Genomic DNA, 21737 nt, shown 5'->3' with positions numbered 1-21737 from the left:
AAAATTAGGTTTTGTCAATGCTTAAAGTCGGACTGAGACGTGGCTGCCTCCGCTTTCACATAAGCCGACAGAAAGGAATCGGCAAGGACAGATGCCGGTGTCTGTACAGGAGCTATCTGTTCGTTACAGACTGACGAAGGTGTCTGTCCTTACCGATTGGATATTTGATGTTCAGTGTTGCAAGGAGTTAGAAGTTCGGCTTCTCGACATCCCACCAAAGGCGTGTTCCTTCCTTATCGGCACCGCCAAGCGCCTTCATGCCCGTAGCCTCAACGTCCTTGAGCGTAGCAGGGTCGGAGGTGTCGGGGAACGGAAGACGGCGTACGATGTCGCCCTCCTTCAGAGAGCCGTCACCATCCTGTACGTTCAACATCTTGAACAAACGCGGATAGCCGGTGCGGCGGAGGTCGACCCATGCCTCAAGGCTGTTGGGGAAACCTGCAATGTACTTCTGGGTGATGATCTTCTCCAGCTTCACCTCCGGTGCATCGCTTTCATTCCACTTCACACCGACGGTGATTTCGCTTACACGGTCAGCATCGTTGCCTGTCGGATCAACATAAGTGAACGGAATGGCCTTCTCCATCTTCAGGTAAGCATCCATAGCCGCCTCATACTTTCCCTTGTAGGGACGACGCTGGCTCTGACGGTCCATAAAGTTCCCCTCGCGGATACCCTGCTCATAGAACTGCTGGGCAGAGCCCCCCATGCTCCAGCCTCTCACGGCACCTTCGGCACGGAGGAAGCAGACTTCGGAGAGCTTCATCAGGTAAAGCGGTGCATTGTTCATCGTACGGTTGATGAGCTTTGAAAATCCGTTGTAAGGATTTGATGTGCTTCCCTGTTCCTGCCCGACATGTGCTCCGGCAAGGATTCCGCATACCTTTTCACCAGCATTCAGATTCTTGTCTTCCCCTTTCGATGAGCGGATAAAGTCGTTTTTCTCAAAGAGCGTTTCAAGGAAAGGATGATTGTAAGCCCTGAGCACCTGTTCAAATCCAGCACCCATACGCATATCATTCCATGAATTCCAAAGTTCTACCAGCGGATTGTTCTTGCCAGTGCTGGCTGTGAGGAAGCAGACTTCCTGCTCTTCAGTCTCGATGACACCACTTGCTACAGCCTCCTCGGCCCACTGCTTTGCTTTCGACGGATTCACCTTGACGATGTGCATCGCCATGCGGAGTTTCAGCGAATTGGCAAAACGCTTCAGGATGTCCATATCCTTAAATCCTCCCCTGTCAGCTGAAACATTACATTTGGTGTAATCGGTCAGGGCACGCTGAATTTTCTCCTTATACCACTGCGGGCGGTTGGCCTGATAATAATCGTAACATTTCACAATGCTGTCAAGATTAGCCTCTACCGTACTGTAGATCGTCTCCACATCGTCGTATGTGAAAGGACGTTCCTGCTTGTTCGTCTTCAGGTCCTGGTAAGGCATCGGGCCGTAGTTGTCCGCACACTCGATGCTTGCAAAGTCGAGGAAGAGCAGGTAGGTAGCTTTCACCTCTGGCAGTGAATCAACTTCCGCCATATTCAGCAAGGGCACCATTGCCTTGGTCACGGTCTGATAAGACCCGTATGCACCACCGTAAGCCTTCAGGTCGATGGCCGAAGAGGACACGATGTTGATACCGGAGTAGGGATAATTGACATGAGGGATGACACCGTACTGTGCGAAGGCATCCTGATAGAATGTAGACAGATACTGATACTGATGCGCAACAGGGGGTTCTCCATTCTTTCCGCCCCGAGTCGCATATACACCGCCGAGAGCTGTCTTGAGATTGGTCTCTATTTTAGCGTATGCCGCATCAAATTCAGCTTCAGTAATGTTGATACGGTAGTTGATGGAGTCGACCTTCCCCTGCCGTACCACCTTCTTTTCATTCTGTGTCGTCTGGTTGAACTCGGCACCCGTGACATCGAAGTCCAGGCAGGAGTTCAGTGTCAGTCCGGCAACAGAGAGAACCAGGACTGTTCCTATATTTTTCAGTTTCATTGTCGTTAGGTTTTAATCGTTGGGTTTAGAAATTCATTTTCAAGGAGAAACCGTAGGAGCGGGTCGACGGCGTGTTGAACAGCTCGAAGGCTCCCAGTCCGTTGGTTGTCGAGAGAGAAACGTCCGGATCGGTCGGTGCGTCCTTGTAGATGAAGAACAGGTTGCGGGCGATGAACGACAGTGCGAGGTTGCGGTTCATGCCGAAGAGGTTGCGGAAGGTGTAGCCCAGCGACAGCTCGCGCATACGGAAGTTCGTTGCGTTGTAGACGTAGTCTGCGGGACTGTCTGCCGATCCGATTGCCTGATAGTATGACTGCACGGGAACAATGCGCCCGCTGCCGTCAGGCAGCATCATGCCCGGGACATTGCCGTAGTCCTTTGCGACGATGTTGTTCTTCTCCGCCTCGAGGCGCGCATCTGCCGAACGCTGCGAGTAGCCGTAGTAGTCGAGCTGCTGCTCCGTAAGGCTGATGACCTTGCCGCCGATGCGTCCGTTGATGAGGAACGACAGCGAGAGGTCCTTCCAGGTGAAGGTGTTGCTCCATCCCATCTGCCAGTTGGCGTTCATGTTGCCGATGTACTTCAGCTTTCCGCTCTTGTCGAACTGCGGCTGACCAAGCGAATTGAGCTTGATGTGTCCGTTTTCGTCACGGTCGAAGTCGGGCACGTACATATCGCCGATCGAACCGCCTTCCATGTACTTCACGTGTACACCGCCGACCTTCTGCTCGATGAGCCGTTCCTTGCCCTGCTCGTCGTAGGCGGTCTTGAGAATCTTGTTCTTGTTGTAGGAGAGGTTGAACGATGTGCGCCAGCGCAGCCAGCTAACCGGCTTGAAGTCGTAGCCGAGGGTCATCTCGATGCCCTGGTTGCGCACCTTGGCAGAGTTCATGTTCTTCGTCAGACCTGTACCCGTCGCCGCCGTCATGTAGAGGTGGCTCATGGTAGCGTTGTAATAGGTGAGGTCGAAGCTCAGCCGGTTGTTGAACCAGAGGCTCTCTACACCTGTCTCGAAAGAGCGGGTCTTCTCCGGCCGCGGATCGACGAACTGCGCATAGTTGCTGCCGTTGATGGCACCGGTCTGCAGGTTCGTGCTCACGGCGTTGTAGGCGATGTTGGGGATGGAGTTACCCACCTCGGAGTAGGAGGCACGGTACTTCAGGTAGTTGACCGGCTCGGGGAGCTTGAGGAGCTTGCTCAGGATGGCGTTGGCGCCGATGCCGAAATAGCCGTAGTTGTCGGTATTGGAAATGCCGCTGAGCTTGAAGTAACGGAACGGACGGTACCAGTCGCGGCGGTAGGAAGCATCGACGAACACCATATCCTTCCATCCCATCTGCGCCGTAGCGAGCCATGCACGGTCCCAGTTCGACGACTTCGAGCTTGACGTCGCGCCCATGCCGCCGGCACTGGTGTCAAAGTAGTTCACCTTCGTAGGCAGCTTCTGCAGCGTACGGTCATAATAGGTAGCGATGACATCCGTCCCCTTGTATTCACCCTTGATGGTATGTCCCACCCATCCGGCTGTCGCTGAGAGGTCGAAGTCGCCGAAAGTCTTGTTGTAGTTGAGCAGGTAGTCGATGTAGATCTCCGTCGTCTTCGAGTCTGAATCCCAGAAGCGGCCGTAGTCCTCCATGGATGCCGGGAGGAAGGTCGTGGCGTAACGCTTGCTCGTCGACTTGTAGCGGGTGTGATCATAATTGATACGTGCCTGGAAGGAAAGCCCGTCGTAGATGTCTACGTTCCCCGAGATGGTACCCCAGATGCGGTCCTCCTTCTGCTTGCTCTGGTTCATGTTGATGAGCCAGTAGGGGTTGTTGTTGGCAGCGTTCATGAACGCCCAGTTCTGACGCGGCCCCTGGAGCTTCGCCTGGTCTGTCGTATAGCTGTAGTTTCCCCCGGACAGCTCGTAGTAGTTCTGCGGACCGCTGAGCCACTTGCCATCCTGTGTGACGTAGTTGTTGCGGTAGTAGTCCATGTCGACGTTGCGGGGCGTGAGGTAGAGGTGGTAAAGCGGATTGCCCACCGTACCGCCGCCCGGACGGTTGCGCGTGATGGTCTGCGCATAGTTCAGCGACAGGTCCACTTTCAGACGGTTGAAGAAACGGTAGCTCTGGCGCAGGCTGAAGGTGTTGCGGTTATAGTTGTTGTTGCGCAGCAGACCTGTAGAATGGCTGTTCGCCATGGAGAAGTAAGTCGTCATCTTCTCTGTACCGCCGGAAAGCGACAGGGAGTTGTTGGTCGTCACACCCGTACGGAAGAAGTCTTTCACGTCGTCCTGGGCATGGTTGCGCAGATGAATGTCATGCATCGCCCCCGACTGGAAGTTGGTGGAGTTCAGCGGGGAACTCATCGTCAGCTGGTTGTCGGCCAGCGAGCCGATCTTCGGTCCCCATCCGTCAGCCTGGATGGTGTTGCCGTTCATCGTGGCACCGTATGTGTTCTGTATCTTCGGTGTCAGCAAAGGCGAGTCGAAGGTGATGTTCGATGTGACGTTGATGTCGAGCTTGCCCTCGCGCCCCCGCTTGGTGGTAATCATCACGACACCGTTGGCAGCAACAGAACCGTAAAGGGCCGCCGCATTGGCACCCTTGAGGACATTGATCGACTCGATGTCGTCAGGGTTGATCAGCGACAGCGGATCGGAACCCTCGGACATACCGGCATACGTAAAGCCTTCGCCAGCCATGTCGCGCTTGCCGCGGGCATCGTTGGTCATCGGTACACCGTCGACGACAATCAGCGGCGAGCTGCTGCCCAGAATGGATTTGGCACCGCGGAGAACAATCTTCGTCGAACCGCCGGCACCGCCGGCACTCGGCGTAATCGTCAGACCGGACACCTTGCCCTCAAGGGAATTGGCAACGTTCGGGTCCTGAACCTTCATGAGGTCTTCCGCCTTCACTTTCTGCGTGGCGTATGTCAGCGACTCTTCCTTGCGCTGGATACCCATGGCCGTCACGACGACCTCCTTCAAAAGGCTGCTCTCTTCCTTCAGCGTCACGTCGATGGTGTTCTTGCCGTTGACGGCAACCGACTGGCCGACATAGCCGATGTAAGAGAAGACGAGCTTCGCATTCGAGGGGGTGTTGATGGTGAAGTTGCCGTCGATGTCGGTGACGGTACCGTTCGTGGTACCCTCGACGAGGACGGTGGCGCCGATCAGCGGTTCACCGGTCGAATCGACGACACGGCCCGTCACTTTGTGGTTGCCGTTCTGCTGCACGGCCTGTACCGCGGCAGCTCTGGCGTTCGACCCTGCATAGGCACCGGCGGGAGCCAGTGCCAGCGAAAAAGCAAAGGCAGCCGAGAAATACAGATGCTTCTGCTTTGTTTCCTTAAAGATTTTCATCCGGTTTAGGTTTTTGGACATTATTTGTTTTTATTGACTTGTTCCGTTCTGTCTGTACATGAAATTCCGCTTCCCTTTCCCACCTTATTATATAGACGGCCATACGGTTCAGGTGCTCGGTTTGTTCACGTTCGCTTTTCCACCTTAATTATATAGACGGTCATACGGTTCAGGTGCTCGGTTTGCTCACATCCGTCAGGTCCACGTCTGTAGATTTCCCTGTCCCTGCCGGCAGGCTCGCCGTTCCACGGAAGTCCGCAAAAGGCCGGGACGACGGCGGGCAGCAGGGTACATAGCCGGATGGACCGATTCTGCCGCCATCTATATACCAAACAACCTGATGCGGACGAATACTTATCACGCCCATGGCATTTAACAAATTTTAATCACCCGACAGCCCATGACTCCCCTGCCCTGCAACGGACATTCCTTCCTGAAATCCATCCCGCAAACGACTGCGTAAAACAGCCGGACTTCAAAACAGGGAGATAAAAAAACGGCATTACCGCTTGTCTGTAAGTGCGATTTTGCGTATATTTGCAAAGAAATAAGAATCAGAACAGTTGGTAGATGGCAAATTCAGACTATGCAGGAGCATCAAGCCGGGGCAAAACCCTGGCATTGGAAAGATACCAGTCTTATCTTCGTGATGCCGATTCGGGCCGGTATAAGAAAGGAATGGCAATTACCGCTATTATGCAACAACTGGGGATACTGTCTGAATCTACAGTCTACCGTTATCTACGAACGAAAGCTGTTAAGTCGGACCGAAAATAATGCTTATGTCGCCTCTAAGTGAAACCATATACAGGACTTCATCTTTCGTCAGCTCCAATGCCAAGGCTGGCAGGAAGAAATATGGCCAGTTCTTTACATCGGAATCTATTGCCGTATTCATGGCCTCCATGTTTCATATAGATTTGGAAAAGGACTCTTTGAGGCTTCTTGATGCCGGTGCCGGCAGCGGTATCTTGTCCGTGGCTCTGTTAAGCCGAATACGCGAAATCGGTTATACAGGCTCTGTCAAACTCGTTTGTTATGAAAATGATGAAAAAGTACTTGGTGTTCTTGCCAAGAACCTTGCTTCGGTAAAGGATTCTCATTTCACATTTGAGATTCGTCACGAAAATTATATCACCTCCCAAGCCTTTGGGCACAACCCATCCCTGTTTGGAAGAAGGAATGGAGAAACCTACGACTTGATTATCGGAAATCCACCCTATAAGAAAATACCAAAGAATGCAGCAGATGCCATACACATGAAAGAAGTGTGCTATGGTGCCCCCAACCTGTATTTCCTGTTTTGGGCCATGGGCATCCATAATCTCAATGAAGGTGGAGAACTCGTCTATGTCATTCCGAGGTCATGGACTTCCGGAGCCTATTTCGCTCGCTTTAGAAAATACCTTCTGTCACATTGTGCGATTACCGACATTCATATTTTCGGAAGTAGGGATAAGATTTTTGATGGCGAGACGGTCTTGCAGGAAACCATGATCATCAAAGTGAGGAAAGGCTGCACAAGGCCGTCAAAAATAAGGATTTCTTCTTCTGACACATCAGACTTCCTCGACCTGAGGCGTTTTGATGTAGATTATAATACAGTCGTAGCCGATAACGGCTACGTTTATCTGGTCACCAGTGAGGAAGAGGCTGAGGTTCTGGCAACACTTGGAAGATTGCCTTCCACCCTTGTGACAGACGACCTGCAAATGAAAACCGGTATCATCGTGGATTTTCGTACACGGGAAGTGTTGAGAAACGAGCCGTCAGATAAAACATACCCACTTTTCTACTCCCAGCACATCAAGGACGGACGGATAGTGTGGCCTGTAGGGAAAGAACATGAATTCATCGATACGGACCGCAAAGGCTATCTGCAGGAAAACACAAACTATCTGTTCGTCAAGCGTTTTACGTCTAAGGAAGAGAAAAGGCGGCTTCAGTGCGGCATCTATCTGTCTGCTGATTACCCGGAGTACAAATATATAAGTACGCAGAACAAGCTGAACTACATCAAATGCGCCTCACAGGAAGAAGTCTATGGGCTGTATGTACTGCTCAACTCCACCATCTATGACCAGTATTATAGAATACTGAATGGCTCAACACAGGTCAACTCTACAGAAATTAACAATATGCCTGTTCCCTCTAAAGAAATCATCTGCAAGATGGGGAAAGAGTTGGAAGGAGCTGATTTAAGCCAAGCGGTATGTGATAACATTTTAAGGAAATGGATAAACTAAGGAAGATAAAGAGCCTGCTGGCAGACATCGGTATGCCGCCAGCCCAGCAGTCGGATCTGTGCGCCCTGACAATATTGGCCATGGCTGGTTTGAAAGAGATAGGCAGTTTTGCCAGCGCAACAAATAATTGGGTCCGAATACACGATGTAATCGCTTTCATCAATTCTAATTACATTGCCAAGTATGCAGAAAATTCAAGAGAGACTTTCCGCAAACAGGCCATGCACCATTTCAGGACAGCTGCACTGATAGAAGACAATGGGAAGGCAACGAACAGTCCTAACTACAGATACAGATTGACCGATGAGTTCCTGAAAGTCATTCAGGAAACGAAGAAGACGAAGGAAGACAATTCTGACAACGATGCTTTGAAAGAATTCCTAAGCTGTCATGAAAGACTGATAGACACTTATGCCTCGAAGAAAACCATGCGCAAGATGCCTGTCAGGATAAACGAGAAAGACTTTACTTTTAGTCCCGGCTCCCATAACAGACTTCAAAAAGCAATTCTGGAAGAATTCGTACCTCGCTTTGCCCCGGGTTCGGAATGCCTTTATGTCGGCGACACTACGCACAGGGACATGGTTAAGAACGAGATGAAACTGCGGGAACTCGGATTCGACATAACACTTCACGATAAAATGCCGGACGTGGTTCTTTATCGAGAAGATAAAGACTGGCTGTACTTTATTGAGGCCGTGGATTCTGTCGGGCCTATGAGCCCGGAGAGGGTAAGGGATATAACCCAAATGACCGAAGGGGTCAAGTCGGGGAAAATCTTCGTTACCGCATTTCCCGATTTTGCGAAATTCAAGCGGTTTTCCGAACTGCTGGCATGGGAAACGGAGGTCTGGATTGCAGATATGCCAGACCACATGATTCATCTGAACGGCGACAAGTTCATGGGACCAAGACAACAGGAAACATAGAAAGGGCATCTGTCCCTGCCGTTCAGCCACCCATAGAACTTTTGCCACCTCCCCCCCTCTGGAGCGTGTCCGGGGAAGGAGGTGTTACCCTGCCTTCCAACCAAGGCCTACTTGCCTTCCAACCAAGGCCTGCTAACACCTCAACTAACGCCTGTTTGGAAGCCAAGTAACGCCTGTTTGTCTTCCTGCAAGGCTTCTCTTTTCAGCATCCGATTTATATGTCTGAATATAAGCGCATTGCATTCCCTTCCGCTTTCGTCCCCCAATCCCCGTCGCCGCCGGTTCTTCCAGTCAGCACAGGAAGAAGAATCTCTCTGCCGCAGCTTTCATCTCATGCGGAGCTGAAAGGTCAGGACAAAGGACAAGCCGGGGACTAAAAAAAAAACGTCTCTCGCCGATCCTGACGGAGCGGATCCGACAAGGATTCCTGCGTCATCCTCCGGTCTTCAGGAAATGGCGAGGCCGCCATCCTTTGTTGTAAAATGGAGAAAAAAGACAGAAAAACAATACTTCTGGAGAAAAAACATCTGAAAGATTTGGAAAAATGAAATAATTTATATAATATTGCGCTGTAATAGTACAGAACAAACATCCTGTTCTGATTCTTTTAAATTTTAATAGCATGGAAATATGGGAAATCAAATGGACAGAGAAGGTATAAGCAAACGGAATTTATCCTGATTCCTTCCGTCTGAGAAAAGTCAACGCCTTATGCGGAGAACATTCTTTTTTATTATGGCTTTCTGCCTTGGCATTCTGTACGTAAATGCCCAGGCATTGCAGATTTCGGGGAGGGTGGTCGACTCTCTGGAGCATCCGATAGAAGTGTTTGACGTAAGGGCATTGCGTGCAGACTCCTCCATGCTGGCAGGCGGTGCTTTCTTCGAAGGGTCCTTTGAGATGGAACTTCCGGAGGAAGCGGCATTGATAAAAGTGAGTTCTTTAGGCTATGTGCCGGCCTACCTCTCTCTCGACCTGGGAAAGAGGGAGGGGAACGTCGTCAGCATCGGGGCAATCGTCTTAGACAGCCAGCCTGCCGAATTAAGCGAGGTCGTCGTATCAGCCCACAGGCCGTTGGTGAGGTTTTCAGGCGATTCTTATGTGGTCGACATTGCAAAGACCCGTCTTGAAAACGCCGGAACCTTTGTCGACGTGGCAAGGCGCATTCCCGGGCTTGTCGTGTCGGGTAACGGGAAAATCAGTGTAATGGGCAAGCCGCGTCTGCTGATCAACCTGAACGGGAGGGCGGTCCGGAACGTCAGTGAATTACAGGCTCTTCAGTCACGTCAGATCAAGTCTGTTTCAATAGACCGGAATCCATCTGCTGCCTATTCGGCAGATTATGATGCCGTCATAAACATTTCAACCAGGGATGCCATCCAGGATTACGTTCATATTGCTGCCGTAAACAAGTTCTCAATGGCAAGAAAGCTCTCCAACAGCAGTTCCGTTACATTAAACAGCCGGATAAAGTCGCTTGATCTTTTTACGGATGTCCGTTTCTCTTCAAACGGCAATCTTCAGTACGATTCTGAAGAAAAGCACGTCTGGTCGGATGTGCAGGAACTTCGGACAAGCCGGTTCAGCGAACTCATGGTCAGGCACAATCTGCTGGATATCAGCCAGACTGCAGAATATCACTTCCGCCCGCAGACAGCCCTTGGCTTAGGCTACCGGCTGTCCGTCACGGAACAGAATATTGAGAAAGAGCAGGATTATTCCGTTGTGTCAGCCGATCATCAGGCATTGACGACCCTGCCTGTCTCCGTTCATTCATCTATGAAAAGGACAGACCATAATCCGTCATTATATTTCACGAACAAAGGGAAAAACTGTTTCCTGGGCATTTATGCGGACTACTACGGGGCATCGCTCAAAAACAGTCAGCATGTTTCTGAAAAGGCGGCGAATAGAAATGTATCACAGGACTTCACCGATCACTACGATGTATTCGGACTGAAAGGTGATTTCTCCCACAGGCTGTCTTTCCTCTCTTATGCCTTGGGAGTGAAGATTTCCTGCATAAAAGACCGGGGGACTTATCTCTCCGGTTATGAGGACACCCCGGATTCCAGATTGGAGTCCAGGTCCTTCGCCACGTATGTCAATCTCAGAAAGACCGTCGGCAAAGTCTCTTTTGCGGCAGGTCTGAGATATGAGAGAGAGCATTCCCAATCCTCCGACAACGACCGTGTCGTTTCAGATACGGTTTACAATCATCTTTTCCCGTACCTGTCCATCGCCGCCAATGGCAGCGTGAAGGCAAGCCTCTCTTATTCCCGCCGGATTTACAGACCTACTTACAATCAGCTGATTGTAAAAAGCGTCTACATAGACCCGTTGTCGTATTCCATCGGAAACCCCTTGTTGAAATCGGCCTTGGTCGACATTGTCTCGTTTTCCGTACAGAAAGGAATCTTTGCCGGGACCGTCAGCTATGAACAGTATCACAACAAGAAAGCCCAGGTGGCGGTACTGGAAGAACGGAATGGAACGCAAAGGGTCAGGTTCACCTATGACAACATACCCCATGTACACCGTCTCGTCCTTTACACGATGTGTAACTACGGGACAGGAAACATAAGGGGGAACACCACGCTGATGCTGTCGTCCAGTCGTATGAATTATGAAGGAGTGGTCTACTCCACGTTCAAAGACATAGGCCTGTATCTGAAATCGAATCTTGAGACTTCCCTGTGGAAGGGAGCATCATCAATGCTCTCCGCGGCCTACCGGAATGCACAGCACAATGACTTCTATTACCACAGGGCATCCTTCAATTTCTCCTTGTATCTTACACAGGACCTTTTCCAGAACAGACTCAGAATAAGCGTGCAGGCAGAAGACATATTCAAAACCGCAAGGGTCAACAACTGGGTACAGAACATGCAGCGGGCAAGAATCGTAATGGACACCAATGCAGACAGCCGTTTCATCGGCCTTTCGCTCCGATACACGTTCGGAAGGTCAAAAGCGAAATCCCAGGCCAGATCATCCATTCAAGAAGAGACAGACCGATTGTAAAGAGAGAAAAGTACCGGAGAATGAAACTCATACAGCAACTGGATTCAATGGACTGCGGGGCATCGTGTCTGACTCTCCATTGTTTCGCAGACATCAATGACAAGATATTCTGCAAGTGCAGGCCTCACCGTCATGAGCCTCTATCTTGCATCTTGCTCCGGCTCCCATCCTTGCCGTAATCTGATAAATCTTGCTGTCGAACAGATTTATCTGGTCTATGAAACTCCGGAATCTCCTGCTATGTTTGATAATATTCCTCGCTCGCAGTAATCTCGAAATCTTTTAACGAAATAATATTTTTTATTCTAAGAATGTATATAAAGTAAATAATACTACAGATATAGTGGAAATATCAAGAAAATACATTTAAAAAACTGATTCTTCTTGTTTAAAATAAAATTTATTTGTATTTTTGCAGAATGTAATTAGAATACAAATAAAAACGAATAGCTTAATTGCAAGGTGACGAAAACTGGTCAGTACTGGGATTATTGACCAGTTTTCTGATTTTTTAAATTTATCCATTTTATGAAAAAAACACTTTTAGCCCTTTTGTTATTTTCACTCTCATCTGGATTCGTCAAAGGTCAGACTTCCCAATCAGGATATGAGCTATCGGATTCTGCAGGAGTCCTTGGACTTGTAAAATGGGAAAGGAAAGACAGTATTGTGGATTTGACTAAAGATGAGAAATTAAAACAGGTTAAGGTCATAGGGAAATGCTGTTTTGTCTTTAACGATTACATTAAAACGGTCATACTTCCTGAAGGGCTGGAAGTAATCAATGGGAGAGCTTTCGACACTTGTAAAAATCTACATCGCATATATCTGCCAAATTCCCTGCAAGTCATCGGCCAAAATTCTTTTAACATGTGCGAAAACCTACGCTTAGACTCACTGCCCCGAAATCTTAAAAGAATAGAATATGGGGCATTCTGGGATTGTTGCAGAATTACAATTTCAAAGATACCAAACACTGTTACTTTCATAGGCGGCAAGGCGTTTACACTGTGTGAAAGCATACAGGAATTGGCATTGCCCGATTCTGTCACAGAAATAAAAGAACGTACTTTTGCCGGTTGTAAAGGACTGAGAAAAATAAAACTTCCCGATTCTCTGCGGACTATAGAGAAATATGCTTTTGCACGTTGTTTAAGTTTAGGTGAGATTTCCTTGCCGGCATCTATGCAAAGGATAGGGGTACAGGCTTTTATCGGTTGCACTTCCTTAAGATTGGTCACATTACCCCCAAAGGTGAAAATAGAGAATAATGCCTTTGATTTATGCAAGGATGTTGTAATCCAAGAAATTCAAATCACTTCAGACCCCTATTCTTCCTATTGATAAACTTATTTTTGATTGGTTTTATTTTGGAAGAAAAAAGTTCATAAAACATTACTGTAGAAATAATAAGAACGGAGATAACACGATAGATTCTATTATCTTATCACATTACAAATGGTTCAAGAATAATAATATAGAAGAAACTCCCACATATATCCTAAATGGGGAAAAACTTTCCTCAGACATAACGATATTAGACATTATCAATGCATGTTAAGTTATGAAACAGAATTTTTTATTCCTCTTGTCGATCATCCCCTTACAGGTTTTTGCTCAGAAAGCAGACAACAGTTATGAATGTATTTACGAATACACTGTCAAGACAACGAATGCAGAGAATGAAACCTATACAACGATATTGCAGTTTGATGATATTCACGCCAGGTTCGCCGACTATGCTGCTTTTCAGTTAGACTCTTTAATGCAGACAGGAAAAGCAACAGAAGAACAATTAAAGAAAGCTGAAGAGGGTGTAGTGAAAACAGCCTTCTACTTTGATCAGACTACGTTTGTAAATGCGTCAGAAAGAACGATCACCGTGTATAGTGTGATCCCGCCGAATCTGTATTTCTATCAAGAAGCGACGAACGGTATAGCATGGCAACTTACCGATGAGACCGATACGATATGCGGTTATCTGTGTAATAAGGCCACAGGAGAGTATGGCGGGCGTATCTGGAATGCCTGGTTTTCATCAGAAATTCCATCCTCCTTTGGACCGTGGAAGCTTGGCGGACTGCCTGGACTGATAATGTATGCTTGTGATACAGAGAACATTCACCACTTTAAGGCTATCACGTTCAGGCAGGGTACTACACCAATCACTGCGCCCAGAATACCTAACAGCATTGCTACAAGTCGTGAAAAATTTATTAAGGCAAAGAATCATTTTGAAGAAAATCCGATAGCTAATATACCAAAGGAGAGCATTACGGATATGAGAGTGGAAAAAGGCGACGGTGGAAGCAATTCTATTTTTATCAATGGAGTACAAGTTCGTCTTCGGACAAATGGCTATGTACCTTTAGAGATTAAATGATAATGAGAAGATTACTCCTTTATATTCTCAGTCTTTTCGTTTGGATGCAAGCCCAGGCCCAAGAAAAACATACTTTGAATGGGGTCGTGGCGGACACTGAGGGTGTGCCGGTAAGCAATGCCAATGTGCAGATATTAGAGAACAACAAGCCCATCGCCTATACCTTTACCAATGAGAAGGGGGGCTATGCCTTAAGCTACAACAGTTCCAAAACGCTTGTTCTACTCTCGGTCGGGCATCTGTCGTTTGAGAAGACCAATCTGGTAATAGACAGCAAAGAAACACAAAAGAACATTACCTTGCTTAGGAAAAAAACACAGCTTAAGGAAGTTGTTGTGAAGGCACCTGAAATAAGTCAGCGCGGTGATACTGTTTCCTATCAGTTAAGTTCTTTCGCAGGAAAGGGCGATTACACGCTTAGAGATGCTATGAAGCGATTGCCTGGCATTGAGGTTACAGGTTCGGGAGGTATAAAATACCTGGGGAAAGACATTTCCAATTTTTACATCGAGGGAATGGATCTTCTTGGCGGGCAGTATAATGTAGCCACAAACAATATCCCAGCAGACTACGTAACATCCGTACAGGTATTGAATAATCATAAAGATGCCAAAATGGACAAAGACGTGCTGTCTGACGACGTGGCAATCAACATAAAACTTTCAAAACACGCCAAGTTTAAACCTGTCGGGACATACGAAGCCATTGGAGGCTTGCGCAGTAACGGTACACTTTACCAAGTTAGTGGAGCCGGTATGCTCTTCAAATCGCATATGCAACTTCTTGGGACACTGAAGGTAGGGAACATAAGAGAGTTTGCTGCCGATGAAAACATCAATCATTTCCTAAACGATCAGTTCGAGTCTTACGGTGTAAGACTATTGGGCAACTTGTCTTCTTCCAGTGCACCGATCAAGAGGGAAAGGTATATTCATTCCAATGATTGTTCCCTTAGTTTCAATATACTCAACAAACTGTCGGAAAACAAGTCGTTAAGAACAAATGTCGGCTATGCTCGTTCCCAATGCGATTATGCTTACAATCACAAGATGTTCTTTGGAAACAGTCAGAATGAATTAATGCAGGATTACCAATATCAGCCGGCCTCTACGCTTCACAAGCCGGCCTTGAACATCGAATACAAAGAGAATAGCGACAAACGATACATCACCAACCGGTTCTCATCATTGGCTTCGTTCGTAAAATCAGAATTGCCGACAGTTGAAAACAACAGCAATTCCGTCTTCCAGCATGAGAAGTATCACGATTTAGGTTTTACCAACGACCTTTCCATACGTTGGAAAACGAATAAGTTTCGATGGAGTTTTTCCTCTCTCCTCAATTATACATCTACGCCTAATGGCACTATTCGTGTTTCAGACGGAGGAGCAGACTCTTTTCAGCAAAGTGCAGACAGCAGACAGTTTACGAACAAGGAAACTATTTCTGCCGCTTATGAAAGAAGAAACTCACGAGTTTATTTCCCTCTTTCATTTCAATATCGCAACGAAAGGATTAATTCGGCTTTGCTTACCGACGGCTATTCAGGCTTCAATCTCTTGAAAGGGAACGAGTTGGAGATTTCATTCTCTCCACAATATGAATATACCCACCCACAACGAAAATATAATTTCAAGGCAGGAATATCATTGGCCACAACAAGAGTCGATTTTGAAAATGAGGGAACGACTCCATTAAGAAAACAGAAATGGAATTTTATGATTAATCCTTCTTTCTATTTTCTCTACAATGTTACGCCAAGGGCTACTGTAAGACTTCAAGGAGTTTTTGTAAACAGAATAGGCGATCTGGCTGATTTTATCACAGCACCGATACAAACCAGTCTGAACTATCAAAAGTACGGTTCAGGGATATTGAGTGAAAACAGAAGCATTACACTCAATGCTATCTACGATTTGAAATTCCCGATAGAAATGTTTTTCCTTAATGTCGGTTTAGGCTACACGCATCAGCATAATAATTTGTTGCCAGTGCAGGATGTGTCGCAGACATTGATTAAGGAATATCCGATGCCAAGTCCTAACAGCATTGACAATATAAATGCCTGTTTCAACATAACAAAACAGGTAAAAGCCATCAACACCAAGTTTTCGCTGTATGGAATTTATATGCACAGCAAGAGTCTGATGATGCAAAACAGTATGATTTACAGCTATTCGTGGAACAGTCTGAACGTTGTTCCGTCGGTTTCGTTCAAGCCGGTTTCCTTCATGGAGTTATATTATACTTATAGCTTTTCCAAGAACATTACGAAGATACAAAAGGTATCAAAGTCCTTCTTGTCGCAAACACACGACATCAACCTGATATTGCAGCCTGTAACAAATCTGCAATTCAAGGCAATGGCAGATATTTCGACAAAGGAAATGTATCAGGATCTTACCAAGACTATAGCAATCTTCGATGCAGGAGTCAGTTACAGGCACAGGGCACTTCGTTTCAGTATTGATATGAGAAATATTTTCAACCAACAGTATTATAGTTACACCATTTTCAACACAATGAACACTTACACTTACAGCTATCACATGAGAGGAAGAGAGTTGCTTTTTACTGTTTCATTAACAAAATAAGAATGGCAGGTTTTGTCTTTATAAAACAACATGACGCTATGCAATGTGGAGCAGCATGTTTAGCAATGTTATCTATTCCTGGCAGGACATGGGCATCAGCCTCTCCATTCCCAACGGGAAGGTAACGGCAATTGTCGGGGCGAGCGGAAGCGGAAAAACCACGCTCGTCAAACTCCTTTTAGGCTTTTACGAGCCGATGGACGGACAAGGCATCAGTCAACGGCATCGACAGACGGGGCTTCCCGGCAGATGTGCCGGGGCCCGGCACCTGTCGTGCCGACGGCAGACACCCGCCGTGCTGACGGCCCGAACCCTGCGGCATACTGCCTGAGACGGAAACAGCATACTGCCGGGACAGAAGCAGGCGGCGGCGGAGAAGAGTACGGAAGGGCTGTACATGACCATAAGACCTCCCATGCTTTGTCCCTTGAGCCGTGATGCCATAGGGAAACAACAGGAGAAAGGTATTCCATGAATCACACCGGCTGATAAAAACAGGGTCGTTTCCCATGGGAAACCCTGTAAAACAACGAAATTGGTTGAATATTTCTATTTTTTGGCTGGATATTTCCAATGCCATCATCCCATAGTTTATATCTTTGCGCCAGCTTTCAACAAGATAGTATGAATATTCACGATCATCCAGAACCGTAAATTCTATGCCTGAAACCTGGTCTATATGTACATGCACGGAATTTCCGTCTTCCGAACAGGCGGACGGCCGTCTTCCTCTGGCTTCCATGCCCACGTTCGAGAGGGTCGGGGGGCTCCCTGCCCGGCATTTCCGCAGAGAAGCCCACGCACCGAGTTCCACAGGGACGGAACGGGCGGAAGAGACTGCCCATGACGCCATGCAGCCCTGTACATCATCCACCGGACCGGCTGGCAGCATTCACTGGGGTGACTGCGGATAATCGTCCAAGGGAAAACCGCCGGTATGCCGAAACAGGGCTGACAGCCCTGTCCGTATTTACCCTGCTTTACATAAATTTTCAGTCGAAAAACGATGTTACATAAACTATCTCTTATCATTGTCATGACGTGTATGACCGCCTATGCAAGGGCAGTTGACATCAAAGCCCGGATCGGCCTGAAGACCCCGGGCAATCCTTCGGTGAGCTATTCTCTGACATCTGACGGGAGCAAGCTCCTTGCCGGCGAGGCTTTACCTGTGGAAATCATGCAGAAAAAGGTGCAACAAGGCAACGAGACCGTGTTCTCTGTTACGATAAAAGCCAGGGAACGGGTGTATTTCAATCTGAACTTCACGGCATCAACCGGTTTCGCCACGGACCATTGCGACTTCTATCTGCCGGGCTTCTGGTATCATAAAAACCTGCGTTCGCCCATCGAAGCTCCTTCTTTCAAAAGTTCCAAGAGCTGGAATTTCCGGGAAGACAGGCTCTCGGCACCGCTTTCAGGGGTATATGACGACGCTACCCACCAGACTTTTACCGTAATGCGGCGGCTGGACCCACCCCAAGAGGCACTCACACCTGCCATGGACGGAGAAGTAATCCTGTCGGGCAGCACTTCTTTAGGCTATCTCGGCTTCGACAACGAGACGGGCATTGCCGCCTTGACCTTTGGCTATCCCTATCAGGAATCGCCCAGACGCTATATCCGGAAGCTCACCTTAGCTCCGGAGGTGGTTACCTTTGCCAAGCTGGATGCCGGTGAAAGCAAGACGGTTACATGGACGATCGCCGCCGGAAAGGCTGACAGCTATGGCGACTTCGTACGCCGGACATGGATAAAAACATTCGATGAAATGGGTGTAAAACCGATTGTCTCACCCTATACTGCCGACGAAGTGAAAGCACAGCTGTGCAGTTATTTCCGCAATTCGTTTGTAACCGGTTACCCCATCAAGTTCAATTCCGGGGAAAACATTTCCGTCGAGACCTGTAAATCCTACCCCACCTTTGCCGTAGGGTTTGTCGGCAGGTCGCTGCTCAACGCCTTCAACCAGCTGGAATATGGCTCTCTGCACCAGCAACCCGACCTCGTAAGGCAGGGGAACGAGGTGATCGGCAGCTTCGAGGCTCACGGATTCTCTGCCAAAGGGTATATGCACGATTTCATCAACTTCGAAAAGGGAATGCCCGGGAACGATGAAGTACACACCATCCGGCAGCAATCGGAAGGTATCTATGCCCTCCTGCATTATTTGATGTACGAACGGAAACAGGGCAGGACACATAAAGCACTGGAGAAAAAAATTCATCATTTACTCGACATCTTCGTATCTTTGCAGAAACCAGACGGCAGCTTCGCACGTAAATTCAACGAGGACGGAACCGACGTAGACGGCAGCGGAGGCAGTACTCCCTCGGCTACGGTGCCTCTCGTCATGGGCTACCACTACTTCAAAGACAAGCGATACCTGACCGCTGCCAGGCGTACTGTCGACTATCTGGAGCAGAGCATCATTGCCAGAAGCGACTATTTCTCATCGACGTTAGATGCCAACTGTGAGGATAAAGAGGCTGCCATCACCGCTGCGACAGCCACCTATTACATGGCTCTGGTCAGTTCGGGCAGAGAGCAGCGGCGGTATATCGGCCTTTGCAAGCGGGCAGCCTACTTCGCCGCGTCATGGTATTACTTATGGGACGTACCTTTTGCACAGGGGCAGATGCTGGGCGATTTAGGTTTCAAGTCGCGCGGATGGGGCAATGTTTCGGTGGAAAACAACCACATTGACGTGTTCGTTTTCGAGCTTTCCCACATCTTCAGATGGCTGGGGGAGAAGACCCATGAGCCTCGTTTCGTGCAGCTCGACAAGGTCATGACAAGCTCCCTTTGCCAGCTGCTGCCCACCCCCGGGCACTTATGCGGCATCGGAAAGCCGGGCTATTACCCCGAAGTAGTGCAGCACACCACATGGGATTACGGCCGGAACGGCAAGGGATTCTACAACAACATCTTTGCTCCGGGATGGACAATCGCCTCGTTATGGGAGCTATACAGCCCCGAGAGGACGGAAAAATTCTTCCAGAACAAGTAAAAAGAACATACTGTCATATAACTTTCAGAGAACCTTCAAAATGAAAAGGAAAATATCTTTCGCACTTTTCTCAATGCTGATGGCCGGTGCGACGGCTTCGGCACAGACTGCTTATACCAACCCCGTGATCGACAGCAGCGCACCCGACCCCAGTGTGATAAGGGCAGACGACGGCACATTCTATCTGTATGCAACGGAAAACATACGCAACACGCCGATATTCCACTCGGCCGATCTGGTACACTGGAACCTCGTCGGCACTGCTTTTACCGATGAGACACGTCCCGGATGGCTTCCCGACGGAGGTATCTGGGCACCGGACATCAACAAGATAGGCGATGACTATGTCATGTATTACTCCAAATCCGTATGGGGAGGCATATGGGATGCAGGTATCGGAGTGGCTGTCAGCAGGAAGCCGGAGGGTCCTTTCGTGGACAAAGGCAACATCATCCAGAGCAGAGCCATCGGCGTCTGCAACAGCATCGACCCCTTCTACATAGAAGACCAGGGCAGGAAGTATCTTTTCTGGGGCTCGTTCCGGGGCATATTCGGGGCAGAACTTACCGCAGACGGCCTCCGCCTGAAAGCCGATGCCCAACCTGTCCAGATAGCAGGGACATTCATGGAAGCAACCTGCATCCACCGCCACGGGGGATATTACTACCTCTTCGGCTCGGCAGGAACCTGCTGTGAAGGCAACAAGAGCACCTACCACATCACCGTCGGGCGGTCGAAGAACCTCTTTGGTCCTTACGTCGACAAAGATGGCAGGCCTTTAATGGAGAATCATTACGAAACCGTCCTGGCGGGAAACGCCGATGTAGCAGGCCCCGGACACAACGCCGAGATTGTCACTGACGATGAAGGACGCGACTATATCCTCTATCATGGGGTGAGAAAAGCCGACGACAACTCTTACAGGCTGGTGTATATGGATCGCATTGACTGGCAAGACGGTTGGCCGCATATCCTGGACAAAGCGCCGGCAAGGGTGGAAGAGAAGCCGCGTCTACATACGGGCTGGGGCATGACCAGAAGCGGTCTGAACCCTTCCGATTTTGAGATGAACATAGCAGGGAAGCAGACCCACTTGTACACGCTCACCAACAAGAAGGGCATGGAGGTGTGTCTTACCAACTTCGGCGCACGAATCGTGTCGCTCATGGCACCCGACAGGGAGGGCAGACTCCATGACGTGGTACTGGGATATGACAATATTGCAGAATATTCCGACTATGAGCACTTTGGAAGCGACTTCGGCGCAAGCATCGGACGTTATGCAAACCGCATTAATCAAGGACGCTTCAAAACAGGAAACGAGACCATCCAGCTTCCCCGGAACAACTATGGACATTGTCTACATGGCGGGTTCACGGGCTGGCAGTACAAGGTTTATGACGGAAAGAAGCTCAACGGACACACAATACAGTTCAGACTTGTCTCTCCTGACAAGGACAACAGCTTCCCGGGGACGGTAGAAGCCACCGTTACCTATACCCTGACCGATGACAATGCCATCGACATCCGCTACACAGCCACCACCGACAAGGAAACCGTCATCAACATGACGAACCATTCTTACTTCAACCTGAACGGGAAGCCAATGGCGGACGGCGAAGACCAGGTGCTCTATATCAACGCCGACAGCTACACTCCATCCGACACGACCTACATGACGACAGGCGAAATCCTGCCTGTCAAGGGAACCCCGATGGACTTCCGGCATCCTGCTCCCCTGTCAAAAGACATCAACAACCAGCTCTTCGACATGACGAAGAACGCCATGGGATTTGATCATAACTGGTGCCTGAACACTTACAAGCACGGAAAGGGCAACGACAAAGCTGTGGCAGCAAGCCTCTACAGTCCACAGACAGGCATCAGGCTGGAGGTGTTCACCGATGAGCCGGGCCTGCAGGTATATACCGGAAACTTCCTGGACGGCAGCTTTGCCGGCAAGCATGGCTACCGTTATCCGAGACATGCAAGCGTGTGCCTGGAGACGCAGCACTACCCTGACAGCCCCAACAAGCCACAGTGGCCATCGCCTTACCTGAAGCCGGGAGAGGTCTATCACAGTCATTGTGTGTATAAATTCTCTGCAAAGTAAGCAGGCCCGCTGTCCTTCAGAAAAAACCGTCGAATAAACAACAAGCAAGGAGAACAGAGCGGAAAGGCGGGTGAAACCGCC

At 48.8% G+C, this 21737-nt stretch carries 10 protein-coding genes and 1 pseudogene; 9 read left to right on the top strand and 2 right to left on the bottom strand.

Going from position 1 to position 21737, the window contains the following annotated elements; translation table 11 throughout:
• Positions 1-187: 187 nt before the first annotated feature.
• Both DYH27_RS09935 and DYH27_RS09930 read right to left on the bottom strand, forming a co-directional pair.
• The gene (locus DYH27_RS09935) at positions 188-2005 is read right to left on the bottom strand and encodes a SusD/RagB family nutrient-binding outer membrane lipoprotein (protein WP_025067196.1); all 1818 of its coding nucleotides are present in this window, start codon (positions 2003-2005) and stop codon (positions 188-190) included.
• 25 nt (positions 2006-2030) lie between these two features.
• Positions 2031-5357 carry a SusC/RagA family TonB-linked outer membrane protein gene (locus DYH27_RS09930; protein ID WP_025067195.1) on the bottom strand — a complete coding sequence of 1109 codons (3327 nt, stop codon included), beginning with the start codon at positions 5355-5357 and terminating at the stop codon, positions 2031-2033.
• Between the two features lie 782 nt (positions 5358-6139).
• Between DYH27_RS09930 and DYH27_RS09920 the strand changes: the two genes are divergently transcribed.
• The 9 genes and pseudogenes from DYH27_RS09920 (at position 6140) to DYH27_RS09880 (ending at position 21656) form a co-directional block, all read left to right on the top strand.
• Positions 6140-7603: an Eco57I restriction-modification methylase domain-containing protein gene (locus DYH27_RS09920; RefSeq protein ID WP_025067194.1), complete on the top strand. Its 1464-nt coding sequence runs from the start codon at positions 6140-6142 to the stop codon at positions 7601-7603.
• A complete protein-coding gene (locus DYH27_RS09915) occupies positions 7591-8532 on the top strand; it encodes a BsuBI/PstI family type II restriction endonuclease (RefSeq protein WP_029216509.1) in 942 nt (313 codons plus the stop codon). Before DYH27_RS09920 ends, DYH27_RS09915 begins: the two co-directional genes overlap by 13 nt.
• Positions 8533-9243: 711 nt before the next feature.
• Entirely contained in the window at positions 9244-11556 is a 2313-nt protein-coding gene (locus DYH27_RS09910) for an outer membrane beta-barrel family protein (protein ID WP_025067193.1), read from the top strand.
• 528 nt (positions 11557-12084) lie between these two features.
• A complete protein-coding gene (locus DYH27_RS09905) occupies positions 12085-12900 on the top strand; it encodes a leucine-rich repeat domain-containing protein (RefSeq protein ID WP_025067192.1) in 816 nt (271 codons plus the stop codon).
• Positions 12901-13120: 220 nt separating this feature from the next.
• Positions 13121-13939, top strand: a complete 819-nt coding sequence (locus tag DYH27_RS09900; RefSeq protein ID WP_025067191.1) for a GLPGLI family protein — start codon at positions 13121-13123, stop codon at positions 13937-13939.
• Between the two features lie 2 nt (positions 13940-13941).
• Positions 13942-16533 carry a TonB-dependent receptor gene (locus DYH27_RS13600; protein WP_244595173.1) on the top strand — a complete coding sequence of 864 codons (2592 nt, stop codon included), beginning with the start codon at positions 13942-13944 and terminating at the stop codon, positions 16531-16533.
• Positions 16534-16591: 58 nt separating this feature from the next.
• A pseudogene (locus tag DYH27_RS13595) lies at positions 16592-16864 on the top strand (ATP-binding cassette domain-containing protein); the annotation flags it as partial.
• A gap of 675 nt (positions 16865-17539) precedes the next feature.
• Positions 17540-19543: a hypothetical protein gene (locus DYH27_RS09885; RefSeq protein ID WP_025067188.1), complete on the top strand. Its 2004-nt coding sequence runs from the start codon at positions 17540-17542 to the stop codon at positions 19541-19543.
• A 40-nt stretch (positions 19544-19583) separates the two neighbouring features.
• Positions 19584-21656, top strand: a complete 2073-nt coding sequence (locus DYH27_RS09880) for a galactose-1-epimerase (RefSeq protein ID WP_025067187.1) — start codon at positions 19584-19586, stop codon at positions 21654-21656.
• Positions 21657-21737: the final 81 nt, after the last annotated feature.

The organism is Prevotella denticola, from assembly GCF_900454835.1.
GTDB classification, from domain to species: Bacteria; Bacteroidota; Bacteroidia; order Bacteroidales; family Bacteroidaceae; genus Prevotella; species Prevotella denticola.
Note: the sequence above shows the minus strand (reverse complement) of the source record. Positions and strands in the feature narration are given on the sequence as shown.